16 protein-coding genes are annotated in these 18413 nt (G+C 37.7%); all 16 read right to left on the bottom strand.

Annotation, left to right across the window (positions count from 1 at the left end; genetic code table 11):
• Positions 1 to 95: 95 nt before the first annotated feature.
• On the bottom strand, positions 96 to 1664 hold the full coding sequence (gene ftsZ, locus FN756_RS13070) for a cell division protein FtsZ (RefSeq protein WP_142604558.1): 1569 nt from the start codon (positions 1662 to 1664) through the stop codon (positions 96 to 98).
• Positions 1665 to 1842: 178 nt separating this feature from the next.
• Positions 1843 to 3141, bottom strand: coding sequence for a cell division protein FtsA (gene ftsA, locus FN756_RS13065; RefSeq protein WP_142604557.1), 1299 nt, complete (start codon positions 3139 to 3141; stop codon positions 1843 to 1845).
• 28 nt (positions 3142 to 3169) lie between these two features.
• Positions 3170 to 4000 carry a cell division protein FtsQ/DivIB gene (locus FN756_RS13060; RefSeq protein ID WP_142604556.1) on the bottom strand — a complete coding sequence of 277 codons (831 nt, stop codon included), beginning with the start codon at positions 3998 to 4000 and terminating at the stop codon, positions 3170 to 3172.
• 20 nt (positions 4001 to 4020) lie between these two features.
• A complete protein-coding gene (gene murC, locus FN756_RS13055) occupies positions 4021 to 5385 on the bottom strand; it encodes a UDP-N-acetylmuramate--L-alanine ligase (RefSeq protein ID WP_142604555.1) in 1365 nt (454 codons plus the stop codon).
• A gap of 53 nt (positions 5386 to 5438) precedes the next feature.
• Positions 5439 to 6548, bottom strand: a complete 1110-nt coding sequence (gene murG / locus FN756_RS13050; RefSeq protein ID WP_185955286.1) for an undecaprenyldiphospho-muramoylpentapeptide beta-N-acetylglucosaminyltransferase — start codon at positions 6546 to 6548, stop codon at positions 5439 to 5441.
• Between the two features lie 11 nt (positions 6549 to 6559).
• Entirely contained in the window at positions 6560 to 7699 is a 1140-nt protein-coding gene (locus tag FN756_RS13045) for an FtsW/RodA/SpoVE family cell cycle protein (RefSeq protein WP_142604553.1), read from the bottom strand.
• Between the two features lie 24 nt (positions 7700 to 7723).
• Positions 7724 to 9067: a UDP-N-acetylmuramoyl-L-alanine--D-glutamate ligase gene (gene murD / locus FN756_RS13040; protein ID WP_142604552.1), complete on the bottom strand. Its 1344-nt coding sequence runs from the start codon at positions 9065 to 9067 to the stop codon at positions 7724 to 7726.
• Positions 9068 to 9143: 76 nt separating this feature from the next.
• A complete protein-coding gene (gene mraY / locus FN756_RS13035) occupies positions 9144 to 10391 on the bottom strand; it encodes a phospho-N-acetylmuramoyl-pentapeptide-transferase (RefSeq protein WP_142604551.1) in 1248 nt (415 codons plus the stop codon).
• A 28-nt stretch (positions 10392 to 10419) separates the two neighbouring features.
• Positions 10420 to 11880, bottom strand: coding sequence for a UDP-N-acetylmuramoyl-L-alanyl-D-glutamate--2,6-diaminopimelate ligase (locus FN756_RS13030; RefSeq protein WP_142604550.1), 1461 nt, complete (start codon positions 11878 to 11880; stop codon positions 10420 to 10422).
• A 2-nt stretch (positions 11881 to 11882) separates the two neighbouring features.
• On the bottom strand, positions 11883 to 13988 hold the full coding sequence (locus FN756_RS13025) for a penicillin-binding protein (RefSeq protein ID WP_142604549.1): 2106 nt from the start codon (positions 13986 to 13988) through the stop codon (positions 11883 to 11885).
• Positions 13978 to 14370: an FtsL-like putative cell division protein gene (locus FN756_RS13020; protein ID WP_142604548.1), complete on the bottom strand. Its 393-nt coding sequence runs from the start codon at positions 14368 to 14370 to the stop codon at positions 13978 to 13980. Before FN756_RS13020 ends, FN756_RS13025 begins: the two co-directional genes overlap by 11 nt.
• An 18-nt stretch (positions 14371 to 14388) precedes the next feature.
• Positions 14389 to 15294: a 16S rRNA (cytosine(1402)-N(4))-methyltransferase RsmH gene (gene rsmH, locus FN756_RS13015; RefSeq protein WP_142604547.1), complete on the bottom strand. Its 906-nt coding sequence runs from the start codon at positions 15292 to 15294 to the stop codon at positions 14389 to 14391.
• Entirely contained in the window at positions 15281 to 15766 is a 486-nt protein-coding gene (gene mraZ, locus FN756_RS13010; protein ID WP_142604546.1) for a division/cell wall cluster transcriptional repressor MraZ, read from the bottom strand. The genes rsmH and mraZ overlap by 14 nt, the downstream gene beginning before the upstream one ends.
• Before the next feature lie 317 nt (positions 15767 to 16083).
• Positions 16084 to 16428, bottom strand: a complete 345-nt coding sequence (locus FN756_RS13005; RefSeq protein WP_142604545.1) for a hypothetical protein — start codon at positions 16426 to 16428, stop codon at positions 16084 to 16086.
• A gap of 111 nt (positions 16429 to 16539) precedes the next feature.
• On the bottom strand, positions 16540 to 17580 hold the full coding sequence (locus tag FN756_RS13000) for an inorganic phosphate transporter (RefSeq protein ID WP_142604544.1): 1041 nt from the start codon (positions 17578 to 17580) through the stop codon (positions 16540 to 16542).
• A gap of 27 nt (positions 17581 to 17607) precedes the next feature.
• Positions 17608 to 18255: a DUF47 domain-containing protein gene (locus FN756_RS12995; RefSeq protein WP_142604543.1), complete on the bottom strand. Its 648-nt coding sequence runs from the start codon at positions 18253 to 18255 to the stop codon at positions 17608 to 17610.
• Positions 18256 to 18413: the final 158 nt, after the last annotated feature.

The following is an 18413-nucleotide window of genomic DNA, read 5'->3' as shown; positions in this document are numbered from 1 at the left end:
AACATTTACCTAATTAATAGGGTGTTTCCAATAAACAAAAAAGGATTCTTCATATGTATTAGAGAATCCTTTTCTGTTTAATAAATAATAAATATCTAATCTACATTATCATGAAGAAATGAGTTATTAGCTCTTAATTCGGCACCATTTTCATCATTTGAAAGGGTGAAACGAGAGATATGAGATTCAGATGAATGTGGTGTTTCTTTCAGTTTCATATTCTTACGAACATAGGCAGGAACATTTTCCAACTCCTGAAGGCCATTCGTGCTATTGATACGAATACTTAAATCTTTTAATTTCATGATCCGCTCACGAGAACGCTGAAGCTGTTGTTTCATTTCTTCATCTTCATCAATCTCGTCAGAACCACCGATTAAGTTAGAAACAATTACTTCTTTCTCAGTTGGCTCTACAAAGGTTTTTTCTATTCGCGTCACCCTATTAGTTGGCTCAACTAACTTATTTTCACGCGTTTCAACGCCAAATAAATCAAAAATACTTACCTGATTCACAGGAGCAACAGACGCTGTTTTTGCAGGTTCAACAGTTGGTCCCACAATTTTTAATGTAGGTTCAACGGATGGTTTATTTTGAACATTTTCAACTGGCAATTCTTCTTGAACAGAAAGTACGGTTACCTTTTTTTCCGGATGAGTATTTTCCGGTTTTACCTCTACTGTTGGTTTAATTGATTCACGTTCTGAACGTGTTTGAAAACCTGTAGCAATTAAAGTAACAGCAATGCCGTCACCAAGAGATTCGTCAGTACAATTACCCCAAATAATATCGGCAGTAAGCCCAGCTTCATCCTGAATATAATCGGTAATTTCAGAAACTTCATCCATCAATACTTCTTTTTTCCCAGAAGTAATGTTTAACAGAATAAACCGTGCACCTTCAATTTCATTATCATTCAACAATGGAGAAGCAAGCGCTCCTACAACAGCTCTCCGCGCCCGATTTTCTCCTTCGGCAGCACATGAACCCATAATGGCTACACCGCTATCCTTCATCACCGTTTTAACATCTTCAAAATCCACGTTGATGTATCCAGGAACGGTAATAATTTCAGCAATACCTTTTGCGGCAGTTGTTAAAATATCATCGGCCTCACCAAATGCATTTGTCAAAGTAAGGTTACCGAATATTTGACGTAGTTTATCATTTGAAATCACCAATAAGGTATCTACATGGCGCTTTAACTCATTCAATCCTTCATCAGCCTGTAATTTACGGCGTTTACCTTCAAAAGCGAAAGGAGTAGTAACGATACCTACTGTAAGTATTCCCATTTCCTTTGCAGCTTTAGCAATTATAGGACTTGCACCAGTACCTGTACCGCCCCCCATACCTGCTGTAATGAACACCATTTTGGTAGTGCTGCCCAACATGTCTTTTATTTGCTCCACATTTTCAATGGCAGAGTTTTTTCCAACTTCAGGAAGTGAGCCAGCTCCGCGACCTTCCGTTAGGCTGGATCCAAGCTGTACTTTATTAGGAATAGGACTAAGCTCTAAAGCTTGAGCATCTGTATTGCAAATGATGAAGTCGACGCCTTTTATCCCTTGTTTATACATGTGATTCACGGCATTTCCACCTCCACCACCAACACCAATTACTTTGATAATTGATGATTTTTCTTTATACATTTCAAATTCCATCAGCTATATATTTAGATCGCTTTTAATTTTATTTAGCTTGTTACTTTTATACTTTTCGGCTGCTAAAAATACGCCGTTTTCTTCTTCAGAACAGCACATTGTTGATAAACCCCATCATTGTTGATAATTATTGACATTTTCCAACGCATTAGCAACAAAATGTTGCTCAAATTTCTATCTATTTAAGAAAATCTTTATCGTCAATGTCTTCTTTAATGAAGTCTTTTGCCTTATTTAAAAATTTATGAAACCACTTTTCACGCTCAGGTAATGACTGTTGGTGTCTTTCTACAGAAACTTCTTCACCCCTCACTTTTCTCTCTTCTAATGCTTGAATACCTTTTATCACCAAGCCAATACCGGTAGCAAACATTGGACTTTTAATATCAGCCGATTGCGACTTCGCGATATGTTCAGTTGGATAACCAATGCGAGCATCCATCCCTGTTACAAACTCAACAAGTTGAGGTAAATGTTTCAATTGAGCGCCACCACCGGTAAGAACAACACCTGTAGTCAATTTCTTTTCATAACCAGAGCATTTAATTTCATAATACACATGTTCCATGATTTCTTCCATACGTGCCTGAATGATGTACGCGAGGTTTTTCACCGAAACTTCTTTAGGTGCACGTCCTTTTAAACCAGGTATAGAGATGATCTCGTTATCAGCATTTTCATCTGCCAAGGTTGAACCGAACCGAACTTTCAATAGTTCAGCTTGAGCACGAAGAATTTGCAATCCTTCCACTATATCGTCAGTAATGATATTTCCACCGAATGGAATCACAGCAGTATGGCGAATAATTCCTTTATGAAAAATAGCCACATCAGTAGTTCCACCGCCTATATCAACTAGTACAACACCAGCATCTTTTTCATCCGGATCCAACACCGCTTCGGCTGAAGCAAGCGGCTCCAGAATTATATCATCATAACCTAAACTCGCTTTGGTTACGCATTTAATAATATTCTGAACAGAAGTTACCTGTCCGGTAATGATATGAAAGTTTGCCCCCATACGCACACCCGACATACCCACAGGATCAAAGATTCCAGGCTCATTATCAACCACATATTCTTGAGGAAGAACGTGGATAATTTCTTCTCCCGGATTCATTGCCAACTTATGCATATCAGCAATTAATCGATCAACATCAGCATGGCTTATCTCGTCATTATTATTATTACGAGTGAGCATCCCTTGGTGCTGATGACTTTTAATATGCTGACCAGCAATACCAACATTCACCACATTGATCTCGGCATTCGATTTTAATTCAGCCATTTCGATAGCTTCACGAATACCGCGAACCGTTTTTTCAATATTTGTCACAGTACCACGACTCACACCGGGTGAATCGGCTTTACCAACGCCTAAAACCTCAATTTTCCCGTGTTCGGTTTTACGACCTACAATGGCGCAGATTTTAGTAGTACCAATGTCTAATCCAACAACTATTTCTGAGTTTTCCATAACTAATTAATTCTATTGCCGACTGTTTTTATTGAATGGATGATGTTATTACTGTATTTGTTTGTTGTATTGTTGTATCACGTACACCAATAATTTGATTGGCGTATTTGATATTGATTATTTTATAAGTATCCCATCCCATCCTTGGGAGTGCTTTTTTATAAAAGGTAAGCAGATTATTTAATCTTGATTCTAAATCATCTACATTCCCTAATACTATTTTACTATCACCTACCCTGGGAATCAACACTATTTCATGAGCGTCATTTACATACATCTCAGCTATTTGCGATTTCCAGAATTCATCTTTATTATCTTCAACAAATTGAGTCAGAACGAAAAGTTCTTTAGCTACATTTGTTTTCAATGTATCATTTAAAGAAGGCATTTCAGTGATATTACCATTTGCGACTAACACACGCGGTGAAAAATTAGGCGAAAGTGGCATTTTAAATCCATTTTTATCTACATAAAAACTCTGATTTGCTGCATTTATAATGCGCAAAATTGGTTCACGCTGTACTACCTTCACATTCACTATTCCGTCCAGGTCGATAAAAATATCTGCTCGTTGTATATAAGGATTTCGTTCCAATGCCGTTTCTATCTGTTCAACCGGAATATCATTAATGGGCTTTGAAACAAATTTTGGAAGAATCCGATTCATTATGGCAAGCACTTCACCCTTTTCTACCAAAAAATTCCTTTTGCCATCAATGCTTATCTTAACACCTTTGCAACGAACCTTTTCTTGTTTGGCAGAAACAAAACTCAATAGCACAATGACTCCTAGAAGACACGTTGCCCATGTCGCCACTATTAAAATTCGTTTCCAATTAATTCGTTTTAAAAAGTTCATCATTTAACAGTTTAAGGATTTTACTTTTCCTCTAACATTTTTTTTAATGGTTGCACCAGTGTATCAATATCTCCTGCTCCCACGGTAACTAAAACTTCTATATTGGTTTTACTGATCAAATCAACCAGATTAGCTTTTGAGCATAATTGTTTATTGTTGATATTAATTTTATTCAGGATCATTGCTGAATCAACACCTTCTATTGGTAATTCACGAGCCGGATAAATATCCAAGAGGAACAACTCATCTGCTTTGCTTAAACTTTCAGCAAATCCGTCAGCAAAATCACGAGTGCGAGTAAACAAATGCGGCTGAAAAGCAACCGTTAGTTTTTTCCCGGGATACAACTGACGAACTGAGTTCAAACAAGCATTAAGTTCTTCAGGGTGATGTGCGTAATCATCGATAAAAACCAAATTATTCTGTTTGATAATGTATTCGAAACGGCGTTTCACTCCCAGAAATGAAGCCAAAGCCTTGCGAATTTTACCTTCTTCAATACCCAATTCAATTCCGATCGTGATTGCAGCAAGCGCATTTTCAACATTGTGTTGACCCGGTAAACCTAACATCATATCTTTCAATATTGAAGTACCATTCTCGTAATCGAAATAATAGTTACCATTTTCGATTCGAAGATTTGCTGCGTGTACTTTTGCCTTATCAATTACCGAATAACTAATTCCGGTACGATTTAACGGCAATCCATATTTGTGAATCAATACGCCATTTTCACTTAGCTGACCGGCAAATAAATTGAAAGAACCTTCCAAATGTGATTTATCACCGTAAATATCCAGGTGATCTGCATCCATAGAAGTAATCACGGCGATATCAGGATGAAGCGTGAGGAATGATCGGTCAAACTCATCGGCCTCAACAACCATAACATTGTTTTCACCCAATAATAAATTGGTATTATAATTAGAAGCTATTCCGCCCAAGAAAGCTGAACAATCATAGCCCGAATGCTTTAATAAATGAGCTACAATAGTCGAGGTTGTGGTTTTGCCATGTGTACCGGCAATGGCGATGCAAAAACTGCCTTCACTAATAATTCCCAACACCTGAGAACGTTTCTGTAAATCAAAACCAGCAAATTGGAAAAAATTAAGAATTTTACTGCTTTTAGGTATTGCTGGAGTATAGATAATCAACACCTCTTCTTCCTCTTTACCAGCGTTAAAAGGAGTAATGATCGCACTTACTTCGTCAGTGTACGTAACAGCGATTCCTTCAGAAACCAGTTCTTTAGTCAATTCGGTTTCGGTACGATCATAGCCAGCTACCTGACAGCCGCGATGTTTAAACCAACGCGCCAAACCGCTCATGCCGATACCGCCGATTCCAACTAAATAAACCTTATTAATTTTTTCCAGTTTCATTTATTTTATAGTATTGAGTATTGCGAATTGAGTATTGAGCCCCATATCTCAATCTATCTTTTTACTAACTTTAAAATTTCTTTTGCAATAACATCGGCTGAGTTCAGCAATGCAAGTTTGCCAAGATTTTCAGCTAATTTCTGTTTCTTATCTTCGTTATTCAACAACCTTAAGGTTACCGGTATGAGTTCACTTTTAGCAATTTCGTCTTTTACCAAAATTGCGGCTTGTTTGCTCACCAAGGCCATCGCATTTTTAGTTTGATGATCTTCGGCAACATTTGGAGAAGGAACCAGAACTGCCGGTTTTTTAACCAAACATAATTCAGAAATAGTACTTGCTCCTGCTCTTGCAATCATCACATCGGCGGCGGCATAAGCTAAATCAACTCTGGAAACGAATTCCAAAAGTTTAACATTTGGATAATCCTGTTCATTGAATTTCTCTTTCAATGAGTTGTAATAGAATTTGCCACACTGCCAAATCAGTTGCACATTGCCATCCTTGAATTCTTCAAGATGATTTAATACGCCTTCATTTAATGTTCTTGCACCTAAACTTCCACCTGTTAAAAAGATTGTTTTCTTTTCAGGGGAAAGATTAAAGTGAGCAAATGCTTCTTCACGTTTACCGCCAATTTCAAGTATATCCTGACGAACCGGATTACCCGTTAACATCAACTTATCGGCAGGAAAGAATTTCTCCATTCCTTCATAAGCGACACATATTTTTATTGCGCGTTTCGCCAATAATTTATTAGTGATTCCCGGATATGAATTCTGTTCCTGAACCACCGTAGGAATACCTTTCAAACTAGCAGCATATAACAAAGGCCCCGAAGCATACCCCCCAACACCTACAGCAACGTCTGGTTTAAAACTTCTGACAATGCTAAATGCTTTTAATAATGATTTAATCAAACGAACCGGAAACTTGAGATTATCAGTTGTAAAACTGCGCTGTAATCCTTTTATATCTAATCCAATAATTTTATAACCGGCAGCCGGCACTTTATCCATCTCGATTTTACCAAGCGCACCAACAAAAAGCAATTCAACAGCAGGATCAATCTTCTTCAACGCATCAGCAATAGCCAACGCAGGAAACAAGTGACCACCTGTCCCCCCCCCGCTAATTACGATCCGTGTATTTTTTTTGCTCATTTCTATTATAACTATGCTGTTTCACCTTGAACACCCTTTTCTGCTTCTTCCAAATCACGGCTCACACTCAGAATAATTCCAAAAGCAGCACTGGTAAACAAAATGGAAGTTCCTCCCATACTCACCAATGGTAATGCAACGCCCGTAACCGGAAACAAATTGGTGGCTACCGCCATATTTGCGAATGCCTGAATTACCAAACTAAAGCTTAATGCCGCTGCCAATAATGCGCCAAATGCCTTCGGACTTCGAGTCACGATCTTTACAGATCGATAAAGAAAGATGAGGTACAATGCAATTATGCCAACTCCACCCAACATCCCCCATTCTTCTATAATTATAGCAAACACAAAGTCGGCATATGGTGAGGGTAAGTAATTTCGCTGAGTACTATTACCCGGGCCTTTTCCGGTCAAACCTCCAGTTGCAATCGCAATTTTTGCCTGATCACTTTGATAGTTCTTATCAGAATGAACCATCTCAGGATGTAAGTAAGCCTGAACCCGAGCGCGGTAAACACCCCGGCGCGGACCGAAAAAAACGACTAAAGCAACCAATACTGCTCCAGCAATTCCAACGACGGCCATCTGTCTAAAACTTACCCTCCCAATCAATAACAATAGCATACTGGTGCCAAAAATCATTAATGAAGTAGAAAGGTTAGCAGGCGCAATTAATCCGCAAACACCTAAAACAGCGAAAAATATAGGCAAAAAGCCTTCTTTAAAACTTTTGATTCGTTCCTGACGCTTGGTTAATTCACGAGCCAAATACATAAACAAAGCCAACTTAGCCAAGTCAGACGACTGAAACGTTTGGTTAATGATTGGAAGTGTTATCCAACGACTAGCATCGTTAACTTTTGAACCAAAAACTAAGGTATATAACAACAGGGGTAATGACAGATACAACAGTATCTGAGCAATACGCGAATAATAACGATGATCGAGCAAATGAGCCAAATACATGATAACTAAACCGGCAACGATCATAGTTCCATGCTTAATCAAATAATGAACAGGATTTACATCATTTTTATAGGCCAACGTACCCGTTGAGCTATATACAGCCAGCACCGAAATCATTGATAATGCAAATACTACCAACCAGATCCATCGGTCACCACGCGTTTTTTGTAAAATCCAATTCATTTGTTTCTGTATTAATTAGTTGAACTAAAGCTCCTTTACAGCATCCTTAAATTGCTGGCCACGGTCTTCATAATTTTTAAACAAATCAAAGCTTGCACAAGCCGGAGAAAGTAAAACGGTATCACCTTTTTTTGAAAGATGATATGCTAAATTCACAGCTTCACTAGCTGAGGATGCATTAACAATGATCTCGATCGTATTTCCAAAAGCTTCATGAATCTTTTTATTATCCTTACCCAGGCAAACGATTGCTTTTACTTTCTCTTTAACTAAATCGTTCAACATAGAATAATCATTTCCTTTATCCACTCCGCCTACAATCCACACCACTTCAGTATTCATACTTTCAAGTGCATACCAAACCGAGTTAACATTGGTGGCTTTTGAATCATTAATAAATTCAATACCTTGTACCTTTGCTACATGCTCCAAACGATGCTCAACATTCTTAAAGTCTCCGAAACTGCCGCGTAAACTTTCATTTCTGATATCAAGCAGTTTGGCTGAGATTCCTGCAGCCATGGAATTATAAAGATTGTGCCTACCCTGCAATGCTAATTCGTTTAAATTCATGGTAAATTGGTTTTTAGTAGTATTGATGATTAGTTGGTTATCTTGTTGGAAAGCACCTTGTGCAACTTCTTTGGTCAGTGAAAAGGGATAAAGTTGCGCGGCAAATTCACGTTTTGCAATTTCTTTCATTGTTTCCTCATCGTCGAGACAATAAATGAAAGCGTCAGCAGATGTTTGGTTTTGGGTAATGCGAAACTTAGAATTTACATAATTCTGCATTTCATAATTATATCGATCAAGATGATCAGGTGTAATATTTAAAAGAATAGCAATATCAGCCTTAAACTCATACATATTATCGAGCTGGAAACTGCTAAGTTCCAATACATAATAATCGTAGTTATTTTCAGCTACTTGTTTGGCAAAACTCTGACCTACATTACCTGCCAAACCTACTTTCAACCCGGCATTTTGAAGGATATGATAAGTAAGCATGGTAGTGGTGGTTTTGCCATTACTGCCCGTTATACAGATTGTTTTTGCTGTAGAATAACGACTTGCGAATTCAATTTCAGATATAATAGGAATGTTCTTTTCTATCAGCTTTTTAACAATAGGAGCTTTATCTGGAATACCCGGGCTCTTAATCACTTCATCAGCCGAAAGAATTATAGCCTCTGTATGCTGTTGTTCTTCGAATGGCACATCAAGCTCAACAAGCTGTTTTTTATATTTTTCAGAAACTGAACCAAAATCAGATATAAATACGTCAAAACCATGCTTAAGCGCTAAAATAGCACTCCCCACCCCGCTCTCGCCAGCTCCCAAAATCACGATTTTCTTTTTATTTGACATCCTTTTTTTAGAATTAAGAATTATGACACAAGAATCAAGACCAGATTTTTATTAACTGATAATTATTAACTATTTTTTATCTCAGCTTTAATGTGACAATACACACTACCGCCAGAATTATTCCCAGAATCCAGAATCGGGTTACGATTTTAGATTCATGGTATCCTTTTTTCTGAAAATGATGATGCAACGGCGACATCAGGAAAATCCGCTTTCCTTCACCAAATCGTTTTTTAGTGTATTTGAAATACGAAACTTGCATGATGACTGAGAGATTTTCAACCAGAAAAATTCCGCAAAGAACTGGAATTAATAACTCCTTACGAATCATAATAGCGAAGGTGGCGATAATACCTCCTAAGGCTAAACTACCGGTATCTCCCATAAATACCTGAGCAGGAAATGCATTGTACCATAAAAAACCGATACAAGAACCAATAAAAGCTCCCGCAAAAACCATTAGTTCACCCGAGTTAGGAATGTAAACGATATTAAGGTAATCAGCGAATAATAAGTTACCCGATAAATAAGCCAAAACGCCGAGAGTCATACCTATAATAGCTGAGGTTCCGGTAGCTAGTCCATCAATACCATCGGTAATATTTGCTCCGTTAGAAACAGCTGTAATGATAATAATTACCGCCAAAATGAAAACAAATGGGGTATACTTTTGATAGTCAGGTAAAAACTTTAACACTTTACCATAATCAAACTCATTGTTTTTATAGAATGGCACATTGGTTTTTGTCGATTTCATATCACTGGTAAAATGGCTAACCAATGATGATTTACTTTGATCAGTTAAACCTGCAGCACTGGATTGATATACCGGTTGAGCAATTTTTTCACGTATTACAATATCTTTATGATAATACATCGTAACCCCCACTATCAGTCCTAATACAATTTGACCTAGTATTTTAAATCGTCCTGCTAAACCTTCTTTATCTTTTTTGAATACTTTAATGTAGTCATCAAGAAAACCAATAACACCCATCCAAACAGTGGTAATCATCATTAATATGATGTAGATATTATTGATTTTAGCAAATAATAAAGTGGGAATAAGAATACCTCCAAGAATAATCAAACCTCCCATTGTCGGAGTTCCCTGCTTCTCCTTTTGTCCTTCTAATCCTAAATCTCGAACGGTTTCGCCAACTTGCTTTCTTAACAGGATATGGATTAAACGACTGCCAAATACTGTAGTTATTACTAATGAAAGAATTACGGCCATAGCGGCACGGAACGATATATATTGGAACACTCCTGCTCCCGGAAAATCGTAATATTTATCAAGCCAAGTAAATAAGTAATATAACATACTTTGTTCTTTAGTTTTAAGCCAACCTCTATTTCAAATTCTCAAATTGTGCCATCAGTTGTTCTTTATCATCAAAATGATACTTTACACCGCGAATCTCTTGGTATTTTTCATGTCCCTTGCCTGCAAGTAAAATAACATCACCAGGCTGGGCGAGCATACAAGCGGCTTTAATAGCTTCCTTGCGATCAACAATGGAGATGGTTTTATATCGATCAGCAACAGGAACTCCCTTTTCCATTTCCTCAATAATGGCAGTAGGGTCTTCAGAACGAGGATTATCAGACGTTAAAATCACTTTATCACTCCATTCGCAAGCTACTTTTGCCATTAATGGACGCTTAGCGCGATCGCGATCTCCTCCACAACCTATAACTGTTATGATCTTCTCTTTTCCAGAGCGGATGTCATTAATTGTTTCCAACACATTTTGAACCGCATCTGGCGTATGCGCATAATCAACAATTCCGACAGTTTTGTTAGGCGCAGTCATATGATCAAATCTACCTTCAGCTCCTTTAATGTTGCTTAAAATACTTAACACTTCTTGCTTATCTTGCCCCAACATTTTGGCAGTAGCATATACCGCCAGAAGATTATAAGCATTGAATTGTCCGACAAGTTTAAACCAAACTTCCTCCCCTTCAATATTTAACAGCATCCCGTTAAAATGATTTTCAACTAGTTTGGCCTTGAAATCGGCAAGCGTTTGCAAACTGTAAGTTTTACGATGTGCTCTAGTATTTTGAAGCATAACAAAGCCTCGTTTATCATCAATATTGGTGATGGCGAACGCTTTATCAACCAAATTGTCGAAAAATGATTTCTTTGCTTTAAGATATTCTTCAAAAGTTTTATGAAAATCCAGGTGATCATGAGTGATGTTGGTAAACAAACCACCAGTAAATGTTAAGCCTTCAATGCGTTTTTGAGCAAGTGCATGTGAGCTCACTTCCATAAATGCATAATCGCAACCCTTTTCTACCATTTTAGCTAATAGCGCATTGAGCGATACAGCATCAGGTGTAGTGTGAGTAGCAGGAATGACCTCATCCTGAATTTGGTTTTGAACTGTGGATAGCAACCCACAGGTATAACCTAATTGCCGAAATAATTGAAAAAGTAATGTTGCGCAGGTAGTTTTTCCGTTAGTACCGGTAATACCCACAAGTTTTAATTTGGTAGAAGGATGGTCATAAAAATTACCACCTAATAAACCCAATGAAGCATGACTGTCAGCCACACGAATGTAAGTAATGCCATCAATTAATGTTTTCGGCAAATCTTCACATAAAATTGCATTCGCACCATTTTCGATAGATTGTTCAATAAATTTATGCCCATCTACTAAAGTGCCTTTTATAGCCACGAAAAGCGTGCTTGCCCTTACTACTCTTGAATCGAACGTAATGGCATTAATATCCTTATCTGATGAACCTATTAGCTCAAGAACCGGAATATCTTTTAATATGTTATTCAGCTTTTGCATGCTTATTTAAGTTCTAAAAAAATTGTACTTCCTTTTTGAATTGCAGCTCCAGGAGTGATTGATTGATTTACAACTTTACCGTTTCCTCTTACAGCAGTATGCATCCCTGCATTTTCAAGTACATAAATGGCATCTTGTAAACCCATTCCCTTTACATTCGGAACAATATTTTGACTTAATGGAACTTCATTAATTGCCACTGAGTTATCATATTGTTCAGTATGTATCCAATTGCTACTTTTTTTAACATTCGCGCTTATTGATACACCAAGTTTATTGTACACGTATTCAATTGACGGACGATAACCAACCTTTGCCACCGGTACCGATTTATCGTTAATTGAATATTGCTTATCGATACCAGGATGAATATCCAAACAGGTAGCATAAACTTTATCAGCAACTTCTTTGAAAACAGGACCTGCTACAGCCCCTCCATAATACAATTGATTTGAGGGCTCATTAATCACTACAATCATGGAATACTTTGGATTATCAGCCGGAAAATATCCACAGAAAGAACCTTGATAACGCAGATTACCGCGATAACCTGCCTTTCCGTTAGCAATCTGTGCGGTACCTGTTTTTCCTGCAATAGCAAAAACGGAAGTACTAAGCGCCTTAGCCGTACCTTCTTTCACAACAGATTCTAACATCAAACGGGCTTGAGTCAAAGTGGCATCCGAAGCAATCTTTTCTACTAATACTTTTGTATCAACCATTTTAATGGTTTTACCCATTTGACGAATTTCTTTAACAAATTTAGGAGCCACCAACTTTCCATTATTTGCTACAGCATTATAAAAAGCCAATATTTGCATCGGAGATACCGTTTGTTCGTAGCCTATTGACAACCATGGCAAGGTAGTTCCAGACCAACCTTTATCCCCCGGATGTTTAAATTGCGGCTTAGCTTCACCGGGAATTTGAAGCCCCATTTGTTTGCCAAAACCCATTCGTTCCAAACCTTCCACAAATTTAGCAGGATCATTCTTATAGGCCTTCCAAATTGCTACAGAAGTTCCCACATTTGATGATTCTTCGAACACTTTCAGCATAGTAGCACGAGGCTCTTTCATCGGATGCGCATCTCTCATAATGCGGTTACGAAAAGCTCTCGGACGACTTACATCAACAGTATCTTCTAAATTAAACTTACCATCTTCGAGAGCTACCATGAACGAAGCAAGTTTAAAAGTTGAACCCGGCTCAGTAGCAGCACCAATTGCTGTATTATATTGCTCTTGATAAACACCTTCTGAAACACGATTCAGATTGGCTATTGCACGAATTTCTCCTGTTGCAACTTCCATCAAGATAACAGTACCACTTGAGGCATTTTGAGCGATCAATTGTTTTTCTAAAGCATTTTGTGCTACGTCCTGGATGTTAATATTAAGTGTTGAGATAATATCACAGCCATCAACAGGGGCAATTTCTGCGTCATCATTAATTGGCATCCACACATTCCCTGCTAAACGTTGCATTAAACGCTTTCCGCTTTGACCTGAAATATAACTATCATATGCTCCCTCTAATCCTACTGGCTGCACGGTTGCAGTTTTATAACCGATGGTACGTGCTGCTAATTCTTTAAAAGGCAACACACGCTTATTCTTTTGAATAATTACTAATCCACCTTTGTATTTTCCAAGATTAAAAATCGGAAAGGCTTTTAGCTCCTTTAATTGAGAGAAGCTCACTTTACGATGTATCAGGTAATAACGCTCACCTTCGGCACGCGCCATTTTCAAACCCTTTGTATATTCAGCCGCCGATCGGTCAGCAAAAAGATTGGCTAAACAACGACCTAAGGAATCTACTTTATCAGCAAAGATATCATCAGTAAGCGGATCAGTATTTACATCCATGTGAACTTCGTATTCAGGCATTGATGTAGCGATAAGACTTCCGTCTTCGGAGTAAATACTTCCCCGCATAGCGTCTACATTTACAAATCCTGTAGTTAAACTATCGGCTAGCTTTCTCCATTTTTTACCCTGCACAAACTGCAGATCCCAAATCCTACCGGTTATGGCAATAGCAAATACAAGAAGGATGGCATAAGCCAGATAGACACGTAGTACTATGTCGGTCTTAATTTTCATCCTTTTTAATCACTATTTTTTTAGGTGGTTGAACAGATTCTTTTAAACCATATTGGGCTACTCTTGCCGCAACTTCGGTTTGTTTGCTCAAAAACATTAGCTGAGCCTTGTTAGTCATGTATTCCCAGCGCAGCTCTTTAAGTTCTTTATTGGCTTTATTAATAGCGCGAACATTACGCTCTGCAAAATGCCTATTGGTGATATAAATCATAGCAATAACACCCAAAAAAAGAAAGAATGGAAGCATTTGAGTAGCCTTTTCTTCAGAAACAACCTCTGTTTTAAACAATAAATCAAAGAACCCGCGAGAAGAAGCTTTGGGCTGCTTTTCAGGCTGCTCCTTGAGGCGAGGCTCCATTTCTTCTTTGAGACTGTTTTGCATTTTAATTTTATTGCTCGGTTATCTTTGAACTTTCACTCCGATTCGAAGCTTGGCGCTCCGGGCTCGATTATTCTCTTTTATTTCTTCTTCGGTGGGCGATATGGCCTTTCTGGTAAAGGATTCAAAAGGCTTAAGTTCATTTCCGTAGAAATCCTTTTCTACTTCTCCTCTAAACTTGCCCTTGTTAATAAAGTTCTTTACCAATCGATCTTCTAATGAATGATAAGACATCACAACCAATCTCCCCCCTGGCTTAATCAGCTCTGCCGTTTGTTCAAGCATTTCTTTTAATGCCTCCAACTCTTGATTAACCTCTATACGTAAAGCCTGGAACAACTGTGCGTGGTATTGATTTTCTTTTCCACGTTTAACAACCGGCTTTATGATATCTTTTAATTCCTGAATTGTATTGATGGATTTATTCAATCGACCTAAAACAATGGTTTTGGCGAGTGTTTTAGAGTTAATTATCTCCCCATACATACCAAATATTTGATGCAGCTCCTCTTCACTGTATTCATTGATCACCTTTTTAGCGGTCAACTCGCCTTGCTGATCCATTCGCATATCCAACTCTGCATCGAAACGAATTGAAAAACCTCGCTCAGCACTGTCAAACTGATGTGAAGAGACTCCCAAATCAGCAAGTATTCCGTCCACCTCTTTCACACCATGCAAACGACAAAACTTCTTGATGTATCTAAAATTTTGTGGAACAAACGTAAACCGTTCGTCATCGATTACATTATTTGCGGCATCCGGATCCTGATCAAATGAAATTAATTTACCTTCAGGTCCAAGCTTTTCAAGAATGGCTTTTGAATGACCTCCTCCCCCGAATGTTACATCGACATAAACTCCTTTCGGATCGATATTTAATCCATCCAGACATTCAGCCAACATTACAGGTTTATGATATACCATTAAACTCTCCTCCTCCGCTATTTATTCCACCCATAACTTTCTCAGCTAATGCTGCAAAGTCTGCAGGCTCATTTGTTGAATCAATACTTAAATTATAATTAGCCGGCGACCAAATCTCCATGTGATCCATCAGCCCGGTTATTACTAACTCTGAATCTATTTTAGCATATTCTAAAAGCGACTTAGAAATCAGCATTCTACCACTGCTATCTAATTGTATTTCAGTGGCACCACGTAAAAAATAACGCGCAAACTCTCTATTTTCTTTCACATACATGTTTAAACCTTTTACCCTTTCGGCTATCTGCAGCCAAACCTTATACGGATACAAAGCTAAACATTGTTCAAAACCTCTGTTCAAAATAAATCGACCCTGCTCATCAGAAGGCAATTGCTTTTTCAACCCCACAGGAATCATAACCCTTCCCTTGGGATCAATTTTGCATTCATATTCGCCTATCAAGTATGTCATCGGGATGTTTATTATCCAATTGGTTACGTAAAGATAAAACTATTTCCACTTTCCCCCACAAATCCCCACAAAAAGTTTTCCACAAATTACATCATAGCTACTGAGTCTCAAAAAGTTAATTTTTCCACATATAAAAGCCATTCTGGAATCGCCTTAACTCCTATTTGTTTTTTTTAAAGAGGACATACTAAATAAAAAAGCCTACAATTTCAATAAATAAGACGTCGAGGTGGGAAAAAGTGGAGAAGAGTTAATCTTTTATTCAATAAACAAAACCTATCAAAAAAGTAAAGGGTAAAAAACTCCTTACTAAACTATTAATGACTACCGACTGGACGCGAACCAACTTGTTCAATAATCACTGATCCTATATTATTATTAAAAACGGAATCCAAGCAAGCAACACTTTTTGTATATATAGCTGTAGTACCATTAAAATCATCACCTGTAAAAACCTTTACGATAAAACCAGGTGGAATTTTAATAGAAGAAACTTTTTTATACATGGTTGAATTAAATTGACTTTGTCCATAAACTCCAGGTTTTAAATTAAATTGCTTTCCCGAGTAATTGCACTTATCGTAAACCGTTATGTATTTACCTGGCAGGTGATTATCAATCATTAAAAAGAAGAGAGAAAATGAAAGGAGAATAAATTTCACAGCAACCTGATTTTCATTAAGTTAATAAAAATCAATCATTCATCAATCCAACTAATAAAATAAAAAGAGCCACTGCTAAATAGCAGTGGCTCTTTTTATTTTGGCAAGAAATTACATAGCAAAATGAGCTAATTTCAGAATCCAGTAGAACAATGCAGCAAGTGCGCCCGACACAGGAATAGTTAGCACCCATGCCCAAAGCAGGCTCCTGGTAATACCCCAACGAACTGCTGAAATACGTTTAGTTAAACCCACACCCATAATCGCGCCTGTGATTGTATGCGTGGTACTAACAGGAATACCAAATTTTTCGGTTCCGAATAGCAATAATGCGCCGGCTGTTTCGGCAGCAACCCCTTCAAAAGGGGTAATTTTAGTAATTTTACTTCCCATTGTTTTCACGATGCGCCATCCACCTGAAAGCGTTCCAGCAGCAATAGCAGTATAACAACCCAAGCTTACCCATATAGGAATATGATGAATTTTACCGCCAACCAATTGGATTTGTGCCCAATGCGGAACAACTGAAGGATCCACTCCTTTATAAAAGACCATCAATGCCGCCGCAATAATACCCATTACCTTTTGAGCGTCATTTCCTCCATGACCTAAACTGAATAAGGCTGATGAAATAAGTTGAAATCCTTTAAATTGCTTATCAAGTTTATTCGGATGTCCATTTTTGGATAAATGAAGTAGTATTACTGATAAAAAGTAAGAGATGACCATTCCTAATACCGGAGCAAGAAAAATAAAGGCAATAATTTTGATAATAGGAGCAGAATTAACCACAGCAAAACCTGCATGAGCAACAGCAGCACCAGCAAAACCACCCACGAGTGTGTGCGATGAACTTGAAGGAATACCTAACCACCAGGTCAATAGGTTCCAAATTATCGCAGCACAAAGCCCGGCAAAGATTACCTCAAGAGATATGGCATCTGTACGAACAATTTTGGCGATTGAATCGGCTACATGCAGCTCAAAAATCAAATAGGCCATAAAATTGAAAAAAGCGGCCCAAAGTACTGCTTGTAAAGGAGTAAGCACTTTTGTAGAAACAATAGTAGCAATAGAATTGGCTGCATCGTGAAATCCGTTGATGAAATCAAAGGCAAACGCAAGTATGATAATTATAATAAGAAGCGTCATGAAAAATGGGGCTTATTAATAAGATGATTAAGCATGTTTTAACACGATCGATTCAATGACATTGGCTGCATCTTCGCATTTATCGGTAGCCAATTCAAGCATCGAAAGCACTTCTTTCATTTTGATCAATTCAATTGCATTTTTTTCATTTGCAAAAAGATCAGCTAAAGAAGCATCCAGAACGGCATCCGCCTGGTTTTCTACGCTGTGAATTTTCACCAAAGCTTGATTAATCTCCTTAATATTTTTCATATTAGACAGATTTTTCACGGCTTTATCTAATTCAACAGCTCCTTCCTTAATCAACACGGCCATTTTGCGCATAGGCTCAGTGAACTGTGTAATATTATAAAGAATTATATCCTTTGCCGAACCATTTAAATAATCAGCTACATCATCAATTGCTGAGGCCAGGTAATGAATATCTTCCCGATCAAATGGTGTGATGAAGTTTTGACTCAACTCTATAAATACTTCATGCGTAATTTCATCACCTATATTCTCCAAAGCATCAATTCGATTGATCAATGCATTACGTTCAGCAATGTCTGTGGTATTCATAACCTGAATCATTGCATCTGCCATCACAACGAGGTTCTCTGTTGATTTAATAAATAAAGGGAAGAATTTCTTATCCTTAGGAACGAGAAATTGAAAAATAGAGTTCAATGACATATCTTACTGATTTTCTTAGCGGTTGCAAAAGTATTAATTCAATGTTAATTTAATGTTAATTTTCAGTAGTGTCCGATAAAAAATAAACGAGGCAACCAAAGTCACCCCGTTTGTTTCTACTTTTAAGTTACGACACTTTCAAGTATGAACAAATCTAA

Source organism: Solitalea koreensis (assembly GCF_900182575.1).
Classification (GTDB): Bacteria; Bacteroidota; Bacteroidia; order Sphingobacteriales; family Sphingobacteriaceae; genus Solitalea; species Solitalea koreensis.
The sequence above is the reverse complement of the archived record's forward strand: the minus strand, read 5'-3'. Positions and strand labels throughout refer to the sequence as shown.